The 18,385-nt window shown below is 38.3% G+C and carries 14 protein-coding genes and 1 tRNA gene; 13 read left to right on the top strand and 2 right to left on the bottom strand.

Annotated features, from left to right (window positions below):
- Positions 1-331 precede the first annotated feature (331 nt).
- Positions 332-3,412, top strand: a complete 3,081-nt coding sequence (locus CLOAM_RS02505) for a GNAT family N-acetyltransferase (protein ID WP_015424282.1) — start codon at positions 332-334, stop codon at positions 3,410-3,412.
- 1,511 nt (positions 3,413-4,923) lie between these two features.
- Here the strand turns inward: CLOAM_RS02505 and CLOAM_RS02510 are convergent.
- Together CLOAM_RS02510 and CLOAM_RS02515 are read right to left on the bottom strand one after the other, a co-directional pair.
- A complete protein-coding gene (locus CLOAM_RS02510) occupies positions 4,924-5,901 on the bottom strand; it encodes a 2-hydroxyacyl-CoA dehydratase family protein (RefSeq protein WP_015424283.1) in 978 nt (325 codons plus the stop codon).
- Positions 5,891-7,801 (bottom strand): ABC-F family ATP-binding cassette domain-containing protein, encoded by a 1,911-nt coding sequence (locus CLOAM_RS02515; protein ID WP_015424284.1) that lies wholly within the window; start codon positions 7,799-7,801, stop codon positions 5,891-5,893. The genes CLOAM_RS02510 and CLOAM_RS02515 overlap by 11 nt, the downstream gene beginning before the upstream one ends.
- A 150-nt stretch (positions 7,802-7,951) precedes the next feature.
- Between CLOAM_RS02515 and CLOAM_RS02520 the strand changes: the two genes are divergently transcribed.
- The 12 genes from CLOAM_RS02520 (at position 7,952) to CLOAM_RS02575 (ending at position 18,370) form a co-directional block, all read left to right on the top strand.
- A tRNA-Pro gene (locus CLOAM_RS02520) sits at positions 7,952-8,029 on the top strand.
- 1,183 nt (positions 8,030-9,212) lie between these two features.
- A complete protein-coding gene (infC, locus tag CLOAM_RS02525) occupies positions 9,213-9,800 on the top strand; it encodes a translation initiation factor IF-3 (protein ID WP_015424285.1) in 588 nt (195 codons plus the stop codon).
- A gap of 92 nt (positions 9,801-9,892) precedes the next feature.
- A complete protein-coding gene (gene rpmI, locus CLOAM_RS02530) occupies positions 9,893-10,087 on the top strand; it encodes a 50S ribosomal protein L35 (RefSeq protein ID WP_044278839.1) in 195 nt (64 codons plus the stop codon).
- Between the two features lie 15 nt (positions 10,088-10,102).
- Positions 10,103-10,450, top strand: a complete 348-nt coding sequence (gene rplT, locus CLOAM_RS02535; protein WP_018197729.1) for a 50S ribosomal protein L20 — start codon at positions 10,103-10,105, stop codon at positions 10,448-10,450.
- 82 nt (positions 10,451-10,532) lie between these two features.
- On the top strand, positions 10,533-10,649 hold the full coding sequence (locus tag CLOAM_RS02540; protein WP_015424288.1) for a hypothetical protein: 117 nt from the start codon (positions 10,533-10,535) through the stop codon (positions 10,647-10,649).
- A 46-nt stretch (positions 10,650-10,695) separates the two neighbouring features.
- On the top strand, positions 10,696-11,730 hold the full coding sequence (pheS, locus tag CLOAM_RS02545; RefSeq protein WP_015424289.1) for a phenylalanine--tRNA ligase subunit alpha: 1,035 nt from the start codon (positions 10,696-10,698) through the stop codon (positions 11,728-11,730).
- Positions 11,727-14,252, top strand: a complete 2,526-nt coding sequence (pheT, locus tag CLOAM_RS02550) for a phenylalanine--tRNA ligase subunit beta (protein WP_015424290.1) — start codon at positions 11,727-11,729, stop codon at positions 14,250-14,252. The genes pheS and pheT overlap by 4 nt, the downstream gene beginning before the upstream one ends.
- Before the next feature lie 3 nt (positions 14,253-14,255).
- Positions 14,256-14,579 (top strand): coiled-coil domain-containing protein, encoded by a 324-nt coding sequence (locus CLOAM_RS02555; RefSeq protein WP_015424291.1) that lies wholly within the window; start codon positions 14,256-14,258, stop codon positions 14,577-14,579.
- Between the two features lie 2 nt (positions 14,580-14,581).
- Positions 14,582-14,845 (top strand): cell division protein ZapA, encoded by a 264-nt coding sequence (zapA, locus tag CLOAM_RS02560; RefSeq protein WP_018197724.1) that lies wholly within the window; start codon positions 14,582-14,584, stop codon positions 14,843-14,845.
- A 231-nt stretch (positions 14,846-15,076) separates the two neighbouring features.
- Entirely contained in the window at positions 15,077-16,645 is a 1,569-nt protein-coding gene (gene rny / locus CLOAM_RS02565) for a ribonuclease Y (RefSeq protein ID WP_015424293.1), read from the top strand.
- Positions 16,645-17,454: a TIGR00282 family metallophosphoesterase gene (locus tag CLOAM_RS02570; RefSeq protein WP_015424294.1), complete on the top strand. Its 810-nt coding sequence runs from the start codon at positions 16,645-16,647 to the stop codon at positions 17,452-17,454. Before rny ends, CLOAM_RS02570 begins: the two co-directional genes overlap by 1 nt.
- Positions 17,447-18,370, top strand: coding sequence for a bifunctional 5,10-methylenetetrahydrofolate dehydrogenase/5,10-methenyltetrahydrofolate cyclohydrolase (locus CLOAM_RS02575; RefSeq protein ID WP_015424295.1), 924 nt, complete (start codon positions 17,447-17,449; stop codon positions 18,368-18,370). Before CLOAM_RS02570 ends, CLOAM_RS02575 begins: the two co-directional genes overlap by 8 nt.
- The last annotated feature ends 15 nt before the right edge of the window (positions 18,371-18,385 follow it).

Genomic DNA, 18,385 nt, shown 5'->3' on the forward strand with positions numbered 1-18,385 from the left:
TAAAGAGAAGAAAAAGTTAATTAAATTAGAAGTTAGTGTCGTGTAGCTGGGGGACATGGTTCCTCCACAGAAAGTGGAAAGGTGAAAAAGTGAAACCTGGAATGAACAGTGAAAAAACAACGCTGAGCTTCAACGAGCTCCGACTACATTTCAGTCAGGAGTCATCATCCCTGAAATAACTTTTCAGCTTATCTCAAATTTGTTTAGCGCTGAGGACTTATGACGGCAAATTTTTTCAATGAAGGATTTTAGAATTTGATTTAGCAGGTAAGAGTATAAGTTTAAGCTGGTTACACATTATATTCATTCTTCATTCTTTATTGGAGTTTATATGTCCCCTATAACAATAGTTGAATATCATCCTTCCTATGCCAAAGCCATAGCTGAAATGTGGAATAACAGCAGTGAGGGTTGGAACGGCAGAGTTTTTAACAGCACGGAAGAAAAGGTCTTACAACAGGAATCCGGCACCAAATATCTGAATTTGTATCTGGCAGTAGAAAATGAAAAAGTTATCGGTTATGCAAAATTAACCCGCTATGTAGAAGAAAAAGGAGTTGCCTATATTGAAATGCTCTCCGTTTTGCCTTCGTATCACGGAAAAGGTATAGGTAAAGAATTAGTCCAAAAATGTGTGTTGAGAGCTACGGAACTGGGTTATGAACGCATTGATTTATTCACCTGGTCTGCCAATTTAAAAGCTGTTCCTCTTTATAAAAAATGCGGCTTTTTCTGGGAAAGAATGGAAACTCAGGTAACACATCTGCTGAATTTTCTTCCCGGTTTGCTCAATAATGAATTGCTAAAATCATATTGGAATTATTTTCACTGGTATAATGACCTGAAAAGAGAATTGAATATAGAGCCGGATGGCAGAACTGACAATGGCTTTGATTTCTATGATTATCTTTGGGAGAAGGATGGTAAACGGTTAGAAGTTACTTTTGAGCGTTTCGGTAGAGGGATTGTTTTTATGAAGACCCCGGACTTTTCTATAAAAGTAGATATCCCAAATGCCAAACCGGTTTTTGGCTTAACTTATCCTGTGCATTACACTTTGGAAAATTATCAGGAAAGACCGATTACTATTTCTCTGCAAAGTGAAAATGACCCTCTGGTGGAATATAATTATCAGCAGAACATTGTGTTAGCGGAAAAAGCAGAATTGGATGCCACTTTTTACCTGAAACCCTTAGAGCGGCAATTAACGGAATGGGAAAAATGTCCTTCTGTTAATACCCGTATCTGTATTGAAGGCAAAGATATAACCTTTAGAACCGGTATAAAAGTGCAATTTCCCTTAACGGTTGAATTGCGTACCCGGGACAGTGTTTTTCTTCCTGAGCATAATTATAAGATGTTCTTGAATGTCCACAATCATTTTCCGGTAACCTGTTTTTATCATCTTGAATTTCCTGCTGATGAGCGTTTACAGCTTAGCCAAAGTAAGTTTGACCTTGTTTTAAATGCTAATCAGAAAAGCTTTTTAGAGCTTGATTTTTCCCTTAACAAGGGCTTAATTTATAATCCGCATTTCCAGATTACAGCCAAACCTGAAAGTGGAAAGGAAATGCAATTTACCACCAGTTGCTATTCTTGCTTTCAAATGTTGGGTGCCAAAGATGGAATTGATTCACCTGATTTTATACAACTTTTGAACGGAAACAATATCCTCTATATATCCAAAATCGGAGAACATAACTTTGCCACATTAGTAAACATAAGCACTGATGATTTATATTTTCCGGCACCTGAACCGGGAAAACCATATTCCTCAGAACTGAAAAGAGAGCTGCCTTATGAAACGGTTATTGAAAAAACGGAGGATGCCATTCAGGCAATTTTGAAGTTTCGTTCAACTGATTTCCCGGGTCTTGATTATGGAATCGTTTATCGTCTTTATGATAGTAGTTTAGTAGAATATTTTGTTACCGTTTATGCTCTACCTGAAACCGAAGCAGAAAGTTGGCTAAAAATAAGGTTTTATCCTTCCCAATACAACATTGGCTTTTCTTATAAAGGCAAATTATATCAGGTTGGGAATGATTTGCCGGATATTTATGAAAGTAATTTTCCTCAGGATGGCTTTGCTGAAAACTGGATGTTTGTTCAAGGTGTAAATTATACTCAGTCACTTATCTGGCATCCCAATCTCACTATTAAACCGGAAAGATACTATTTCTATGGGGAGATTAATCTTAGTGAACTGGTTAAAAGTGGAAAGAATACTTCCGCTCCGATTCGGCTCTATCAAAATGTTTTTCTTACTCCCTGGCAGGTTCGGGATCTTGCTTTGGGAAGAAAAGTTTCCGAAGTTATCTATCCTACCCTGAATTTAATTGCTAACCAGGGAAATCCCTTTTTTACTATACCCTGCCCTGTAGAAATAAGCCAAATTCTGGATATTGAGCCAATGGGAGTTTACACTTTATTTTCCAGTTGTCTAAAGGATTCACCGCCCCAAGAAATGCAAAAAAATGAGATAGGGGAAAGGAAATGTAGCTGGGAATTAAACAAAAAACCGCATAAACCCTGGGAATTGTTAACTTGCAAAAGCGAATTATACAACACCGTAATAGAACGCAAACAGCTTATTTTCTTTTCCGAGGGTGAAGTTAAAAATCAGGAAAAGGATAAATTGCTAATTGCTGATAATGGCTGTTTACAAATTACTGCTGCCAAAGATGCTCAAATCTCAGGCATTATCTCTTTGAAGTATGAAGGAATTGAATGGCTGGAAAACAGTTATCCGGATTATGCACCCAGATCAACTTTCAATCCTTTTACCGGAGGAATAATTATAAAACCTTATGCTGTAGATGCTAATGTATTAAAATCAGAAAACCATCAAGCGGATTTTATTGCTCTTAAAGATAACTATGGAAATTGCTGGCAGGGACTAACTATTACGACCACAATAGATAAATTTGAACCGCTTAAGGGATATATTTACCGGCAGTATTATTTATTGAGACCAGGAGTTCCGGTTTTGGCTATTTTTGCCGAAGTTGTTGCTTCCACAGGAACTGTCAGATATCATACTTTTAATTTTTATTTTCATCGGAAACATCAGCAGGGTGAAAAAGACGGCTTATTCTATATTCACCACGAAGATAACAGCTGGCAGAAAATTTATCAGACAAAAGTTATGTATGATATTAGTTTGGATTATAAAACCATAGCAATGCAGGTTGCTGATAGCAATTACTTTCTGCAATTATTTAAGTTAAGAAGATTTTCTACCGGTTGGGTATATATGGACCCCTTTATAGCAATGTTAAGAACTTATATTTATACCGAATTAGCTACTATAATGCCGACAAGAACAGAGCCAATATTTATAGTAATGTCCGATGAACTGTATCGGAAAGAATGGCTTAATCAGTTGCTGGATATTAGCTTTCCGGTTTAATTTCCTGTAGATAAGTTTTGTTAATAGGTAGGGGATTTCCAGGATTTTATTGTATACTATTTTGAGGGTTGAGAGGGTTGAAAAAGTTGAGAAGGTTGAGAGGGTTTAGATGGTTTAAAAGGTTGAGAGGGTTTAGAAGGTTGAGAGGGTTTAGAAGGTTGAGAGAGTTTAGAAGGTTGAGAAGGTTTAAAAGGTTTAGAGGGTTTAAAAGGTTGAGGGGGTTTAAAAGGTTTAGATGGTTGAGATTTGTTAATTACTTTAGAGCCCGTCAGGGCGATACAATTATAGCGATGGGTGCGTAAGCCCCTCGTGAAATGTAAGCTCCGATTTCCTTTTTCCTTTTATCTTTCCCTTTTCCAAAAGCCCGTCAGGGCGACACAATTATAGCGATGGGTGCGTAAGCCCCTCGTAAAATGTAAGCCCCGATTTCCTTTTTCCTTTTATATTTCCCTCTGCCAAAAGCCCGTCAGGGCGATACAATGATGTAGAAGGTGGCGTAAGCCCCTCGTAAAATTCACGATTTAATCGGTGGGATGTTTTGACTCACAATTTTCACCTGCCTTAAATGTCGCCTCACCCCACAATCATTGTCACTTACAACTGCTTTACAACTGGTCTACAAACCTAAAAATTGTGAGTTAAAACAAAAATTCGCCCCGAAGTCACTATTTATGAACAATTCCAATCCAACCCTGCTGATCTGAAAAAATACATTCTTTCACGATTGTGTAATTTGAGGGGTTGGCGAAGCTCAGTAGCAAGTGTGCTTGCTTCTTGTTTTAACTCACAATCTTCACCTGCCTTCAATGTAACCACACTCCACATTCTTTTCTCACTTACAACCAATATGCAACTGGTTAATAAATCTGAGAAATTGTGATTCAAAACAAAACTCACGGAATAAATATCATTCCCAAAAAAATCCCAAAATTATTTCAATAACAATCCGATATGACTCCCATATCATTCCCATATCGCGATATGGGAATGATATGGGAATCTCATCCACTGGATAACGCAAAAAAGCAGGAATTCATACATAACTATTTTGTTTCTATTTTAACTCACAATTTTTCGGTTTGGAGACCAATAAAAACTGCGGTTGTATGTTAAAAATGAATGCAGGGTGTGGGAATATTGAAGGCAGGTGAAAATTGTAAGTCAAAACCTCCCACTGTTTACATCGTGAATTTCCCAAGGGGCTTACGCCACCTTCTACATCCTTGTGTCGCCCTACGAGCTTTTGGCAGGGGAAAAGATAAAAGGAAATAGGAAATCAGGGCTTTCATTTTTCGAGGGGCTTACGCCACCATCGCTATCGTTGTGTCGCCCTCCGGGCTTTTTTGAATCTAAACCCTTTAAACCTTCTAAACCTTCTCAACCTTCTCAACCCTCTAAACCACCTAAACTCTCTCAACCCTCTAAACCTTCTCAACCCTCTCAAACCTCCATTATCTCTCAAAACCCTTTAAATTCTAATCATCCTGTTCATCCAATACCTATTTATCAATTTAACTATGCACTTCAAAAAAGCTTTCCAGTCGCAGCAAAGTTCTGGCATCTATTTCTTCAGGTTGGTCACCTTCCAAAGTTAAGAAAGGTAGGTCTATATGTTTTCTTAAGAGCAAGTTATCCAGTTGCAGATGGCAAAAGCTTTGTGTGTAACTAATTACTGCTTCTATTTGGCGTTTTTCCAGTTCTGGTTTAATATCCTGCAAACGGTCAAAAACGCTGTAGGGATAAGTATAAGCCAGGTATTGTTGAACTATATCAGTTAGCAGATAGGGCATAGAAAATTGGCGTTGCACTTCGTTAAAAAGGACATCCCCTCCCAATTCTATAATTGTTTCGTAAATATTTTTATAGATTGGAGGCACTCCTAAATATGCTAAACGCAGTTTTACAGGTAATGGGTCTCGTTTTTCTGCTACTGCTAAAAATGCATCCAATTCGCTTTCATAGTGGTCGGGATTACCCATAAAATCAGAAGAATTAACCAGCCAAAAATGATTCTCCAGTCCACTAACCCGGTGTTCTTTCCAAGTCCATTCGTCCAAGATAATAAGCTTACGGCGAATTTCATCCAGGCGGTTTTTTGCTTTTAATGTCTCTTTGCGGGAAACACCGAAATAATCTTCCAGCCGGGAAATTTCCTTATTCAGGTCTGCATAATTTTTATCTGCCGGAAAAGAAAAACGGTATACCGGAAGATGCTCTTCGGTAAACATATCCAAAAGCGAATTGCTGTTGGAACAATCCCCTTCCACAATACCGATAATCAAATCCAACTGAGAAGAAAGAGCCGCTATATAGTTTCCTTTAATCCAGCTGCAAAGGGTTCTGGGAAAACCTTTCAGTTCGGCATTTTGCACTTTTACCGAAGAATCACTAATGATAAAAACATTATTTAAATCAACAGGAATATGTCCTGCCGCAAAAATAACTTCCACCGGAAAAGAAGTAGTAAAGCCAATGCGTTTAGGAATCATAGCTCAGCTCCAGATATTGAGTTTCCAGTTCGGCAATGTGTTTTTTGCTATTTTCTATTTCGTTAAGCAGCAGGTCTATTTGTTGTCGTAATTCTTTTGCCCGCATAGCATTACTGTATGTAGAAGGAAGTGCCAGCTGGGAATTTATTTTTTCAATTTGGCTATGATTTTTTGTAATTGATGTCTGCTCATTTTCAATTTGCTTATGAATTTGTTCCAGATAATAGGGATTGATTTTCTTCTTTCTTTCCCGTAGATTTACTTTTGCTTTTGGCGGTTCGGGAATTGTAAATGCCAGCTCCAATGCCTCTTTTAGGTTTGTTTCCGTTTCGCTGATAGTTGGGTAAAGTATATTATTTTCCAACGCTTTATGGAACACCCAATATTTTGTCGCCAGCTGACGAATAAAATAGCGATCATGACTTACAAAAATAATGGTTCCCTGATAGTTCTGCAAAGCAGAAAGCAAACTGTCACTCATTTCCATATCCAAATGATTTGTCGGTTCATCCATAATCAGCAGATTAGGGTTTTGATGAATTAAAACACAGAGCATTAAACGCGATTTTTCACCTCCGCTAAGGATTTCAACTTTCTTTTCCACATCCAAACCCTGGAAACCAAAACGAGCCAAATAACTTAACACATAACCCCTTGTCTCGCTTGGTACTATCTGCCATAATGTTTCCATCACGGTTAAATCTTCATCCAGAAAAACCTGATGCTGATCGTAATAGCCGACTTCTAAGGAAGCTCCAATTTTAAGCGAACCGGAAAATATCTCCCGTTCTTCCAGCAAGATTTTTAGTAAAGTTGTTTTGCCACAGCCATTGGGACCAATAATACAAACCCTATCACGATAGTGGACTTGCAGATTTACATTTTTGGCTAAAAGAGGTCCTTCTGGGATACCAAATTCCACATCTTTCAAGGTATAAACATCATTTCCGCTTCTTCCTGCCGTTTGAATATTGAGCTTAATTTTCTTTGCCTGCTGTGGTTTTTGAATTATTTCTATGCGGGAAAGCATTTTTAAACGGGATTTTGCCTGATTGGTTTTCTGACCCGCAATATTTTTACTGATAAAATCCTCGGTTTCGGCAATGAATTTCTGCTGTTTTTCAAACTGCCTTTCCTGCGTTTTCTGCTCTATTGCTTTGGCTTGCGCAAAAGAAGAATAATTCCCTTTAGTTATGCTTAATTGCGTATTTTCCAGCTGAAAAATAGTGGAAACCGTATTATCCAGAAAAATGCGATCATGCGAAACGAGCAAAAAAGGAGCTTTGCTGTTGTTTAAATATTTTTCCAGCCAGGAAATCATAGCTATATCCAAATGATTTGTGGGTTCGTCCAAAATCAATAAATCATAAGGCATAAGCAGGATAGAAGCAAGGCACAAGCGTGTTTGTTCTCCTCCGCTAAAAGAATATAAGGGTTTTTCATAGTCATCTTCACTAAAACCAAGCGAAGTAATTACATATTTAATTGAATTGGCAAATTCATCACCTCCGTTTGCCTGAAACTTATCCAAGACAATTTTCAGCTCGTTTTCCGCGCGCTCAGTATGTTTTTTTTGCAGTAATGAAGAGAGTTCATCTATTTGCTGTTGTAAACTTAGTAGATCAGGACGGGAATTTTGGATATAGTCACCCATCAGGATGTCCTTTTCCAAAACGGGATTTTGAGGCAGATAGGCAATCCGGCATTTTTTAGCTCGCAAAACCTTGCCTTCGCTTGGAGGAATTATGCCTAACATCAATTTGATAAGTGTTGTTTTTCCACTGCCATTGGAACCGATAAGTCCTATTCTGCTGTTATATTCTAAAGTGCAATTAATTCCCCTTAGAACATAATTACCGGCAAATTCTACACCGGCATCAATAACCTGGATTAAGCTCAAATCTTTCTATCCCTTTCATAATATTTCTTTCTTACTGGAAGACAGCATTCCAGCTTGCTTAAAGCTATTTTAGGAATGCACTTCTGTTGTCAACCTCATTTTTTGCTTGTCAAAATCCCGTCCCTATTTTTTAAGGTAATTTAACCGGTTCGGGATGTAGCGCAGTCCGGCTAGCGTACTTGAATGGGGTTCAAGTGGTCGCAGGTTCAAATCCTGTCATCCCGACCAGTTTTTTTGCCTCTCACAGATTACACAGAAAAAGGTTTCACGCAGATTTCGCAGATGACGCAGATTTGAATAGGTAGGTGATGAACAGGATTAAAAGGATTTACAGGGATATTTTCTTTTATTTACCATTAAGTAATATCATTTTTTGAATGATAAGCCGTTTTTCATTACTGCGAAAGTAGGAATCCACATAAGCTACAAAAATATTTATGCATTTTCAATCTGCACGATATGTGAAATCCTGCTGATTCAGTTGAACCAGTCATCTGAGTTCTATTTTTTTTAGTCGTCACGAGTCCTCATCGTTAAATTAATTTGTGACAATGTGTAAAGTTATATAAGCAATGAGGACTCCGGTCTAAATTCATTCTTCATTTTAACGAGGGGCTTACGCCACCATCGCTATAATTGTGTCGCCCTGACGGGCTTTTGGAAAAGGGGAAGATAAAAGGAAAAAGGAACTCGGAGCTTACATTTTAACGAGGGGCTTACGCCACCATCGCTATAATTGTGTCGCCCTGACGGGCTTTTGGAAAAGGGGAAGATAAAAGGAAAAAGGAACTCAGGGCTTACATTTTTCGAGGGGCTTACGCCACCTTCTACATCTTTGTGTCGCCCTGACGGGCTTTTGGAAAAGGGGAAGATAAAAGAAAAAAGGAACTCAGGGCTTACATTTTTCGAGGGGCTTACGCCACCTTCTACATCGTTGTGTCGCCCTGACGGGCTTTAATGTATCTTAACCATCTAAACTTTCTAAACCTTCTCAACCTTCTCAACCCTCTAAACCTTCTAAACCTTCTAAACTTCCTAAACTTCCTAAACCTTCTAAACCTTATCAACCTTCTCAACCATTTTCAATGCTCAATTCTTCATTATTATCTTTCTCTTTGTTTTTCCATCTCACCATTCTCTTTTCCTCTTTGTTTCATACTTCGCAGAAAAAGTGATTGACAGGACTTGGCAGGGCAAAAAAACTGCTCCTGAAAATGAAGCTGCTTGCTTCTACCTTATGGCTTGATTATTGTGCTGATAAGGTTTAAACCCATATAAAAAAGAAATACAAAAGTATTTACTGTGAAGCAGGCGGTTTTCTGAAAAAAAGATAACCGCTTGTTTTGTTTCCGGTAAGAAGGAGGTTCTTATAATCCGGATTAAGAAAGGAAAGGCACGCACGCATGAAGTTGTGCCTAAAGAAAGAATCAATAATCAGATAACGGCAGAAAAGGTTCGTCTTATAGGTCCAGACGGAAAACAGATAGGAGTTATATCTTTGAAAGAGGCATTGCGTAAAGCAGAGAATATGGATTTGGATTTAGTGGAAATCTCTCCTAATGCTGTTCCGCCAGTATGTCGGATTCTGGATTTCAGCAAGTATTATTTTGAGAAGGAAAAGAAGGCAAAAGAAGCCAGAAAAAGACAGCATGAAGTAGAAGTGAAGGAAATCAAGTTCGGTCCCAATACGGAAGAACACGATTATAACTTCAAGAAAAACAATGCTATTAAGTTCTTGAAACAGCATAATAAGGTTAAATTTACAGTTCGTTTCCGGGGCAGACAAATGGCTCATAAGGAACTTGGCTATAAGGTTTTGGATAAACTGAAAGAAGACCTTGCTCACCTGGTAGATATTGATGGTGAGCCGGTTGCTGACAGAAATATGATTTCAATGGTTGTATCACCCAAAAAGGATATTGACCGTATCTTAGCCAGTGAAACCAAAAAGGAAGAAACACCTATTCCGGCTGTAGAAAAGTCGGAACCGAATACTTAAAGACATATTGAAAAGAGAAACATTCCGGAAGTTCCCTTTCCGTAATGGAACTTTTAATAAAGGGAAAAGAGTCACAATATAAGGAGATAAAAATGCCTAAGCTCAAAACCAACCGTTCGGCAGCTAAAAGATTTAAAATTACCGGAACGGGAAAAATTGTGCGTCACCATGCCAAAAGTGCGCACATTAAAACAAAAAAAGCGCCTAAACTGAAACGCTATCTGCGAGGAAGTGAAATCGTCAAAAAGCCCGACGAAAAAAGAATCTACAGGATGCTGGGTTTATAATTAAGGGAGGATGAAATGCCAAGAACAACTAATAATGTTTCCGCTCACCGCAGAAGAAAAAAATATATGCTACAAGCTCGTGGCTATTATGGAAGTAGGAGCAAAACATATCGTGCTGCCAGACAAACAGTTGAACGCGCTATGGCTTTTTCTTTTGCACATCGTAAACAGAAAAAACGCCAGTTTCGGAGTTTGTGGATAACCAGAATTAATGCTGCCTGCAGGATGAATGATATCAACTACAGCCAATTTATTAACGGTCTGCATAAGGCAAATATTCAAATCAACCGTAAAACATTGGCACATCTTGCCTGGCATGATTCTCCGGCGTTTGCTAAACTGGTAGAAATCGCTAAAGGTTAAAAAAAGGTAATAGCACGCAGATTACGCAGGTAAAAAAGAGCAATGGGATTTTAAGAATGAAATAGATTTAAAGGAGAAAAAGATGTTTAACTATATTACTATAGATGCGTTAAGAAAAATTCCGAACATTTTTGAGAATGATAAAAATAACATCCTTTTCCATCCTTATAATCTCATAAATCCCTTACCTAATAATTAAATCTGCGTAATCAGCGAAATCTGCGTGCAGATTAAATGAGGGAAAGGTGGAAGAGGAATTACGAAAACTCGTTGAATATGCAGAGAAAGATATTTTTGCTTGCTCCAGTCCCAATGACCTATTGAATGTAAAAGCCAAATATTTGGGCAAAAAAAGTTTGTTGAGCTCTCTTTATGCTCAAATGAGAAATATACCTGTTGAAGAACGTCCTGCTTTCGGCAATTTGATAAATGAAGCCAAAAAACGCATAGAAGACCTTTTAGAACAACAGAATAAAGTCATCAAAGAAAATGCCTGGAAGAAAAACGAAGCCAAAGCAGGCACCGATCTTACAATGCCTGGGATTTTCAGTTCCCGGGGTGGCTTGCATCCTTTAACAATTATCCGTCGTGAAATTGATGAGGTCTTTTTGGGCTTAGGTTTTGAAATTGCTGAGGGACCTGATATTGATGATGATTTCCATAATTTTGATGCTTTAAACACTCCTTTAGATCATCCTTCGCGAAATCTTGCCGATACTTTTTATCTGGAAGGAGGGGGACTTTTAAGAACTCATACTTCCACTGTTCAGGTAAGGGTGATGGAAAAATACCCACCTCCGATAAAGATAATTTCCCCTGGTCGTTGTTATAGAAATGATAAGCCCGATCCTTCTCATTCGCCTGTTTTTCATCAGGTTGAGGCATTAGTTGTAGATAAAGGTATTTCTCTGGCAGATATGAAAGATATGCTGTCTCAATTTGCTTCCATTATGTTTGGCAAAGATGTTTCCAGCAGAATCAGACCGCATTTTTTCCCCTTTACGGAACCCAGTGCGGAAATGGATATTTCCTGTGTTGTTTGTGGTGGAACAGGTTGCAGGGTTTGCAAATATTCCGGATGGTTGGAAATGGGTGGAGCAGGAATGGTTGATCCTAATGTTTTTGATATATTGGGGATTGATTCCGAATTTTATACCGGTTATGCTTTTGGCTTGGGAATTGAAAGGATAGCGATGTTGAAATACAATATTCCGGATATGCGTATTTTATATGAAAATGATTTAAGAATGTTAAGGCAGTTCAAAGGAGAATTTAGATGAAGATAGCTTTGAGCTGGCTGGCAAAATATATTGAAATTAAAGAAAATACGAAGGAACTGGAAGAAATATTAACTTTTTCGGGTATAGAAGTAGAAGCAGTGGAAAATATTCCTGCTTTACCGGAAACCGTTTTCAGTGCTAAAATCATTTCTGCGGAACCGGTTCCTGAAACAGACCATTTGAAACGCTGTTTAGTAGATATTGGTAACTTTCCTTGCCCCGAAAAAACGGAAGATGGCTATCTGCAAGTGATTTGCGGAGCTCCCAATTGCCGAACGGGTATGATGGCTGTAATTGCGCTTCCGGGTTCGGTTTTGCCTGAAATGACTATTGCCAAAGCCCACATTAAAGGTATTGATTCCTGTGGAATGCTCTGTTCCGAAAAAGAATTGGGGATTTCAGATAATCATAGCGGTATAATTGAACTTAGTACAGAAACTCCCATAGGAATAACTGCTAATGAACTTTATGAACTTCCCGATACAATTTTTGAACTGGAAATTACACCCAACCGTCCTGATCTTCTTGGTTATATCGGTATTGCGCGTGATCTTTCCGCTAAATTGAATCGTTCTTTAAAAATGCCGGAAATTAAAATTCCCGAGGCAAAATGCAAAGCGGAAACAATGCCTTTGGAATTGGTTAATAAAGTTCCTGAACTTTGTCCACGCTATATTGCCCGCTTATTTAACAAGGTGGAATTGAAAGAATCACCGCTTTGGCTGAAGAGCGCATTGATAAAATCTGGACTTCGTCCTATAAACAACCTTGTGGATATTACCAATTATGTAATGCTGGAATATGGACATCCTTTGCATTGTTTTGATTATGATAAGCTTGCTGCGCTTCCTGAAAAACCAGGAATACCGGCAATTGTTATTCGTAGAGCATACCAAAATGAACCCATAATTACTTTAGACGGCAAAAGCTATCTATTGGAAGGCGAGGAAATGGTTATTGCTGATGGCATTAAGCCCTCTGCCATAGCAGGAGTTATGGGTGGAAATATTTCTGCCATCAGTGAAACTACAAAACGCATAGTTTTGGAAAGTGCCGCTTTCAATCCGAGTTCCATTCGTAGAACTTCTTATAAGCATAAAATCAGCACTGATTCCTCCTATCGTTTTGAACGGCATTTAAGTGAATATTCTGCTGAAGATGCTTCAATAAGGGCTACTCAGCTGATTTGTGAACTGGCAAATGCAGAACTTTGCGAAGTTACTTATGATAGTTTTCCTTTTCCTCCCAAGCCGTTGATTTTAGGTATCCGTTCTGATCGCTATACACAAGTAATCGGTTATGAACTGGAAGATGAAAAAATTAGGGATTATTTGGAACGCCTGGGGCTTAAATTTTTACAATACGGAACCTGGAAACCAGGGAAAATAAATGATATTGCGGAAATTGAGAGCTATTCTTCAGAGAACAAACAAAAAAGTATTAAAGCTCAATATTATGAAATTCCTCATTGCAGGGTTGATTTGGAACGCGAAATAGACATAATTGAGGAAATAGCCCGTTTAGACGGTTATGACAAAATACCTGTAAAAACCCTTCCACAAAGGATTATGGACCGTCATTCCTATCGGATAAAGAAAAATGCTGTGGATTATTTAGTCAGTCGCGGCTTTTACGAGACACTTAATTATAGTTTTTCCGAACCGGATTTGCTCTATAAATTGGGCTATGAAGATGGCGATAGGGAACTGGAAATGATAACTTTGAAAAATCCGCAAAGTAGTAATCAAAGCGCTATGCGGACTTCTTTGATACCGCAGTTATTACAAAATTTGGCTTATAATCTGAACCGTGGCGAAAAAAACATCAAACTTTTTGAGCTGGGAAAGACATATCACAGGCAGGAAGCCCTCTCTTACGAGCCCTACTTTTTAGCTGGAATTGTAACCGGACTGAATAAAGAAGAACATTGGCAGGATAAAGCAAGTCCGATTACTTTATTTTGGGTGAAAGGAATCGTAGAAGAACTGCTCTCCCTGTGGCATCTGGAAAATTGGTCTGTTCAGGAAACTAAAGTGCCTTTTCTTTCCCGCACTGAAAGTGCCTCTTATTATCTGGAAAATAAGGAACTGGCTTATTACGGAAAATTAAATTCTATAGTGGCAGAAAAATTTGATATTGATACCATTGAATTAAAACAAGATATTTGGATAGTTCAATTCGCTATGGAAAACATTATCAATGCTACTCGCACCCTTAAAACACACTTTCAAGAAATTCCCCGTTTTCCCTTCGTAACAAGAGATATTTCTTTTCTTATTGCGGAAGAAATTCCCTACAGCGAAATAATAAAAACAATTGCGGAAATTGAGAGAAATATAATCAGCGAAGTAACTGCCTTTGATGAATACCGGGGGAAACAAATTCCTGAAGGTAAGAGGAGCTTGACTTTACGCCTGAAATTTAGAGACAAAGAAAAAACATTGACAGATGAACGAGTAGATTATCTTATTGATTTGATAATAAAAAAGCTAAGGGAGACCTGGCAGATAAAAATGAGGTAACTTATGGAAAGTAATGTAATTAACCTACAGGACAAGATACAAAAACTAATAGACCAGTATACTCTGGCAACTAAAAAAGTTGAGGAACTGGAAGAGAAAAATCGGCAACTTGCAGAAGAAAATTCTCAATTGATTGCCCAAATTCAAACCAGCGGAAAAGCAACCGGCGAACAGGAGAAAAAATATAAGACACTACAGGAAGAATATAATACCCTGGAAAACAGGTATAAAGAACTGCAGAAAATCCTTGCCGGTTTAGAAAGTGTTGCTGAAGGTGCTATTAAAAAGATTGACGGATTATTCGCCTCCAGCGAAAAAGAGATTTGATAATGCAGTCGGTGGAAGTGGAAATATTTGGACGCAGATTTCGTTTGCGTAGTGATGATCCTGAACGGACAAAACAAATTGCAAACGAAATTAACGACCAAATAGATGCACTTTCCAAACACTACGATAATTTGGATTTTACTAAACTGTTGCTTTTGATTTGTCTTCAGCAACAGGATGAAGTTTTAACTTTGGACGCCAAGAATCGTGCTTTAAGCTCCGAACTTGAGCGTTTGAATCAGATGCTTTCAAAAATAAAGATATAAAAAGTGCCTGCAGAATTCGTGATATGGGTTGCATAAAAGCTATTATAGTTTCGGGTGTCGAGCCATGAGTGGCATGCGCGCCAGCTGGTCCTGGATACATAAAGCTCACAAGGTAGATACCCACTTCAAGCTTGGCTTTCTAATGACAAGCGTACACGGTTCATGCGGGCACTTGAATAATTCGCTTTGGCTATAAACCAAAGTTAAATAGATTGAAATAAGGAAATAACAATGACTATAAATCCTATTATAGCACTCATCATAGGAGTGGCAGGCGGTTTTGCCATTGCTCTTATTATATATTTCATAAAGCGTAATACTGCTTTTAAACTGATTTCGCAATCAACTAAAATTGCCGAAGAGTTAGAAAAGAACGCTAAAATTGAAGCCGAAAATGCTAAAAAAGCAGCTCTACTGGAAGCACGCGAAGAATGGATTAAACAAAAACGGCTTCTGGATGAGGAAATTAAAGAACGCCAAAAAGAACTGCGGCTGGAAGAAAAAAAATACAATGAGCGTTTAAGCAGTTTAGATAAACGCCTGGACTCTCTGGATAAAAAAGAAACTGCCCTTGCGGAACAGGAAAAAAAATTAAGAAACAAAGAAGAAGAACTGCTCAATAAGAAAAATGAATTTGATGCTATCATTGTTGAACAAAAAAATAAGCTGGCCGAAATTGCAGGGCTCAGTCGTGAAGAAGCAATTGCCCGTTTGCGGGAAGAATTAATTTCGCAGGCAAGGCAGGTTGCGGCAAATGATGCCCGGCTTACTATTGAACAAATAAAACTGGATGCCAACAGAAAAGCTGCAGAAATTCTTTCCACTGCTATTCAACGGATGGCAGTAGATTATGTATCCGAAACAACCGTCTCTGTTGTATCGCTTCCTTCCGATGAAATGAAGGGAAGAATAATTGGCAGGGAAGGAAGAAATATCCGCACTTTTGAAAAGGTCTCCGGAGTGGACTTAATTATTGATGATACTCCCGAGGCAGTTGTGCTCAGCTGTTTTGATCCTGTCCGTCGTGAAGTAGCCAGATTAGCTTTGGAAAAACTTATTGCCGATGGTAGAATTCATCCTGGTCGCATTGAAGAAATAATAGCCAAAACAGCTAAAGAAATGGAAGAGAATTTGGTTAAGATTGGAGAAAAAGCAGTTCTGGAAACCAATATACACAATATTTCACCGAACCTCATTAAGGTTTTGGGGCGTTTGCATTACCGAACCAGCTACGGACAAAATGTTTTAGAGCACTCAATAGAGTCCGCTTGGATTTGTGGAATTTTAGCTGCTGAACTGGGTCTGGATCAAGAACTTGCTCGTAGAGCAGGTTTATTGCATGATATAGGAAAAGCTATAGACCACGAATTTGACGGTTCCCACGCCATTATTGGAGCCAATTTGGCACGCAAAAACGGTGAGGGAAAAATAATTGTGAATGCTATTGAAGCTCACCATGAAGAAGTGGAGGCAATTTCTGTTTATGCCGCTTTAACTCAAGCATCGGATGCTATTTCTGGTGCCCGACCAGGTGCCCGAAGAGAAATGTTGGAAACCTATATGCAGAGATTATCCAAACTGGAAGAAATAGCCAATAGTATAGATGGAGTAAGTAAATCGTATGCCATTCAGGCAGGCAGGGAATTACGGATAATTGTAGAGCCGTCTTTGATTGATGAAAATCAAACTGCTTTATTGGCAACTGAAATTGCCGCTTCTATTGAGAAACAGGTTCAGTATCCTGGTCAAATTAAAGTTACGGTTATCAGAGAAACACGCCAGATAGCAATGGCAAAGTAATGAAAGTTCTATTCTTTGGTGATGTTTACGGTAAAGCAGGCAGGCAAACAGTTCAGCTTACTCTTCCGGAATTGAAAGAAGAATTTCAACCGGATTTTATTTTGGCTAATTGTGAAAACCTTGCAGATGGGAAAGGAGTTACCGAAAAAACACTTAACCAGCTTTTTAATGCAGGAGTTGATGCTGTTACGGGGGGCAATCATTTATGGGATAGAACAGAATCTCTGGAATATATTCGCGGTCAAAACAGAATAATTAAACCGCTAAATTATCCTGAAGATGCTCCAGGAAATCCTTATATTATTTTAGCTAAAGAAAACCTGCGTTTGGGAGTTCTCTGTCTTTGTGGTCAATTGTTGATGCCACCGTGTAATAATCCTTTTACAGCATTGTCTGAGTTTATAAAGTTACATTTTACAAAAGACGCTGAACAGGTCTCCCTTTTTCCTTTGCCTTATCCTGTTATTTTAGATTTTCATTGTGAAGCAACCAGCGAAAAAAGAGCTATGGGCTGGTTTGCGGATGGACAGCTAAGTGCTGTTTTAGGTACTCATACTCATATTCAGACCGCCGATGAAGAGATTTTGCCTTTGGGAACAGCTTATATTACGGATATAGGTATGACCGGTTCACATAATAGTGTAATCGGAGTGAAGAAAGAAATTATTATTGAAAAATTCCGCACTTCTGTTCCTAACCGTTTTGAGTCCTCCGACTTAGGTTTACAGGTTAATGCTGTATGTTTGGAATTGGATTCCGAAACAGGGAAAGCATTAAATATCATGCGTATAAGAAGAAATATTGAATAAAATTATGGAGAAAGTTTTAAACGGAAAACCCGTTGCCCAATTGATAAACCGGACTTGTTCCAGTTTAATAGCTAATTATGGATTGAAACCGCAAATGGTTTTAATCCAGGTAGGGGATGATCCTGCTTCCACTTACTATGTCCAAAGCATTATCAATAGCGGAAAGAAATTGGGTTGCTTCTGTCAAATGAAAATCCTGCTGGATAACATAAGCGAACAGGAATTATTAGCGATCCTGAACGAAGCTAATCACAATCCCGATGTTAATGGCATAATGTTACAAAAACCGCTTCCTAAACATATAAACGAAAGCAAAGTTAATTCAGCTATCAATCCGGCAAAGGATTTGGACTGTTTGCATCCTCTAAATTTGGGAAAAATAATGCTGGAAGAAGAGGGTTTTCTTCCCTGTACTCCTGCTGCAGTTCTTTTTTGTATGCTCTATTATGGAATTGAAACCCAAGGTAAGCATATAGTAATTTTAGGTCGCAGTAATGTAGTTGGCAAGCCCTTAGCTAATATTCTGCTCTGGAAAAGAAGTTTTGCGAATGCTACGGTTACTGTTTGCCATAGCAAAACAAATAACCTTGCTGAGTTTACCAAGGAGGCAGATATCCTCATTACGGCAATAGGCAAAGCGGAATTTGTAACTCCTGAAATGGTAAAAGAAAATGCCATTATTTTGGATGTGGGAATAAATGAAATTAAATTGGCAAACGGAGAAAGCAATTATGTGGGTGATGTTAATTATAGCTTATGTTACGATAAGGCATTGGCTATAACACCAGTTCCCGGAGGAATAGGCAGAATTACTACCTCAGTGCTCTTTTTGAATTTGGTTGATGCCTGTCTTAAATCCAGAAATACAAACAAAAGTATTGACGAATATATCCATCTTATTTTTGATGTTAAATAATGAAATTTACTAATT

This window comes from Candidatus Cloacimonas acidaminovorans str. Evry (assembly GCF_000146065.2).
Classification (GTDB): domain Bacteria; phylum Cloacimonadota; class Cloacimonadia; order Cloacimonadales; family Cloacimonadaceae; genus Cloacimonas; species Cloacimonas acidaminivorans.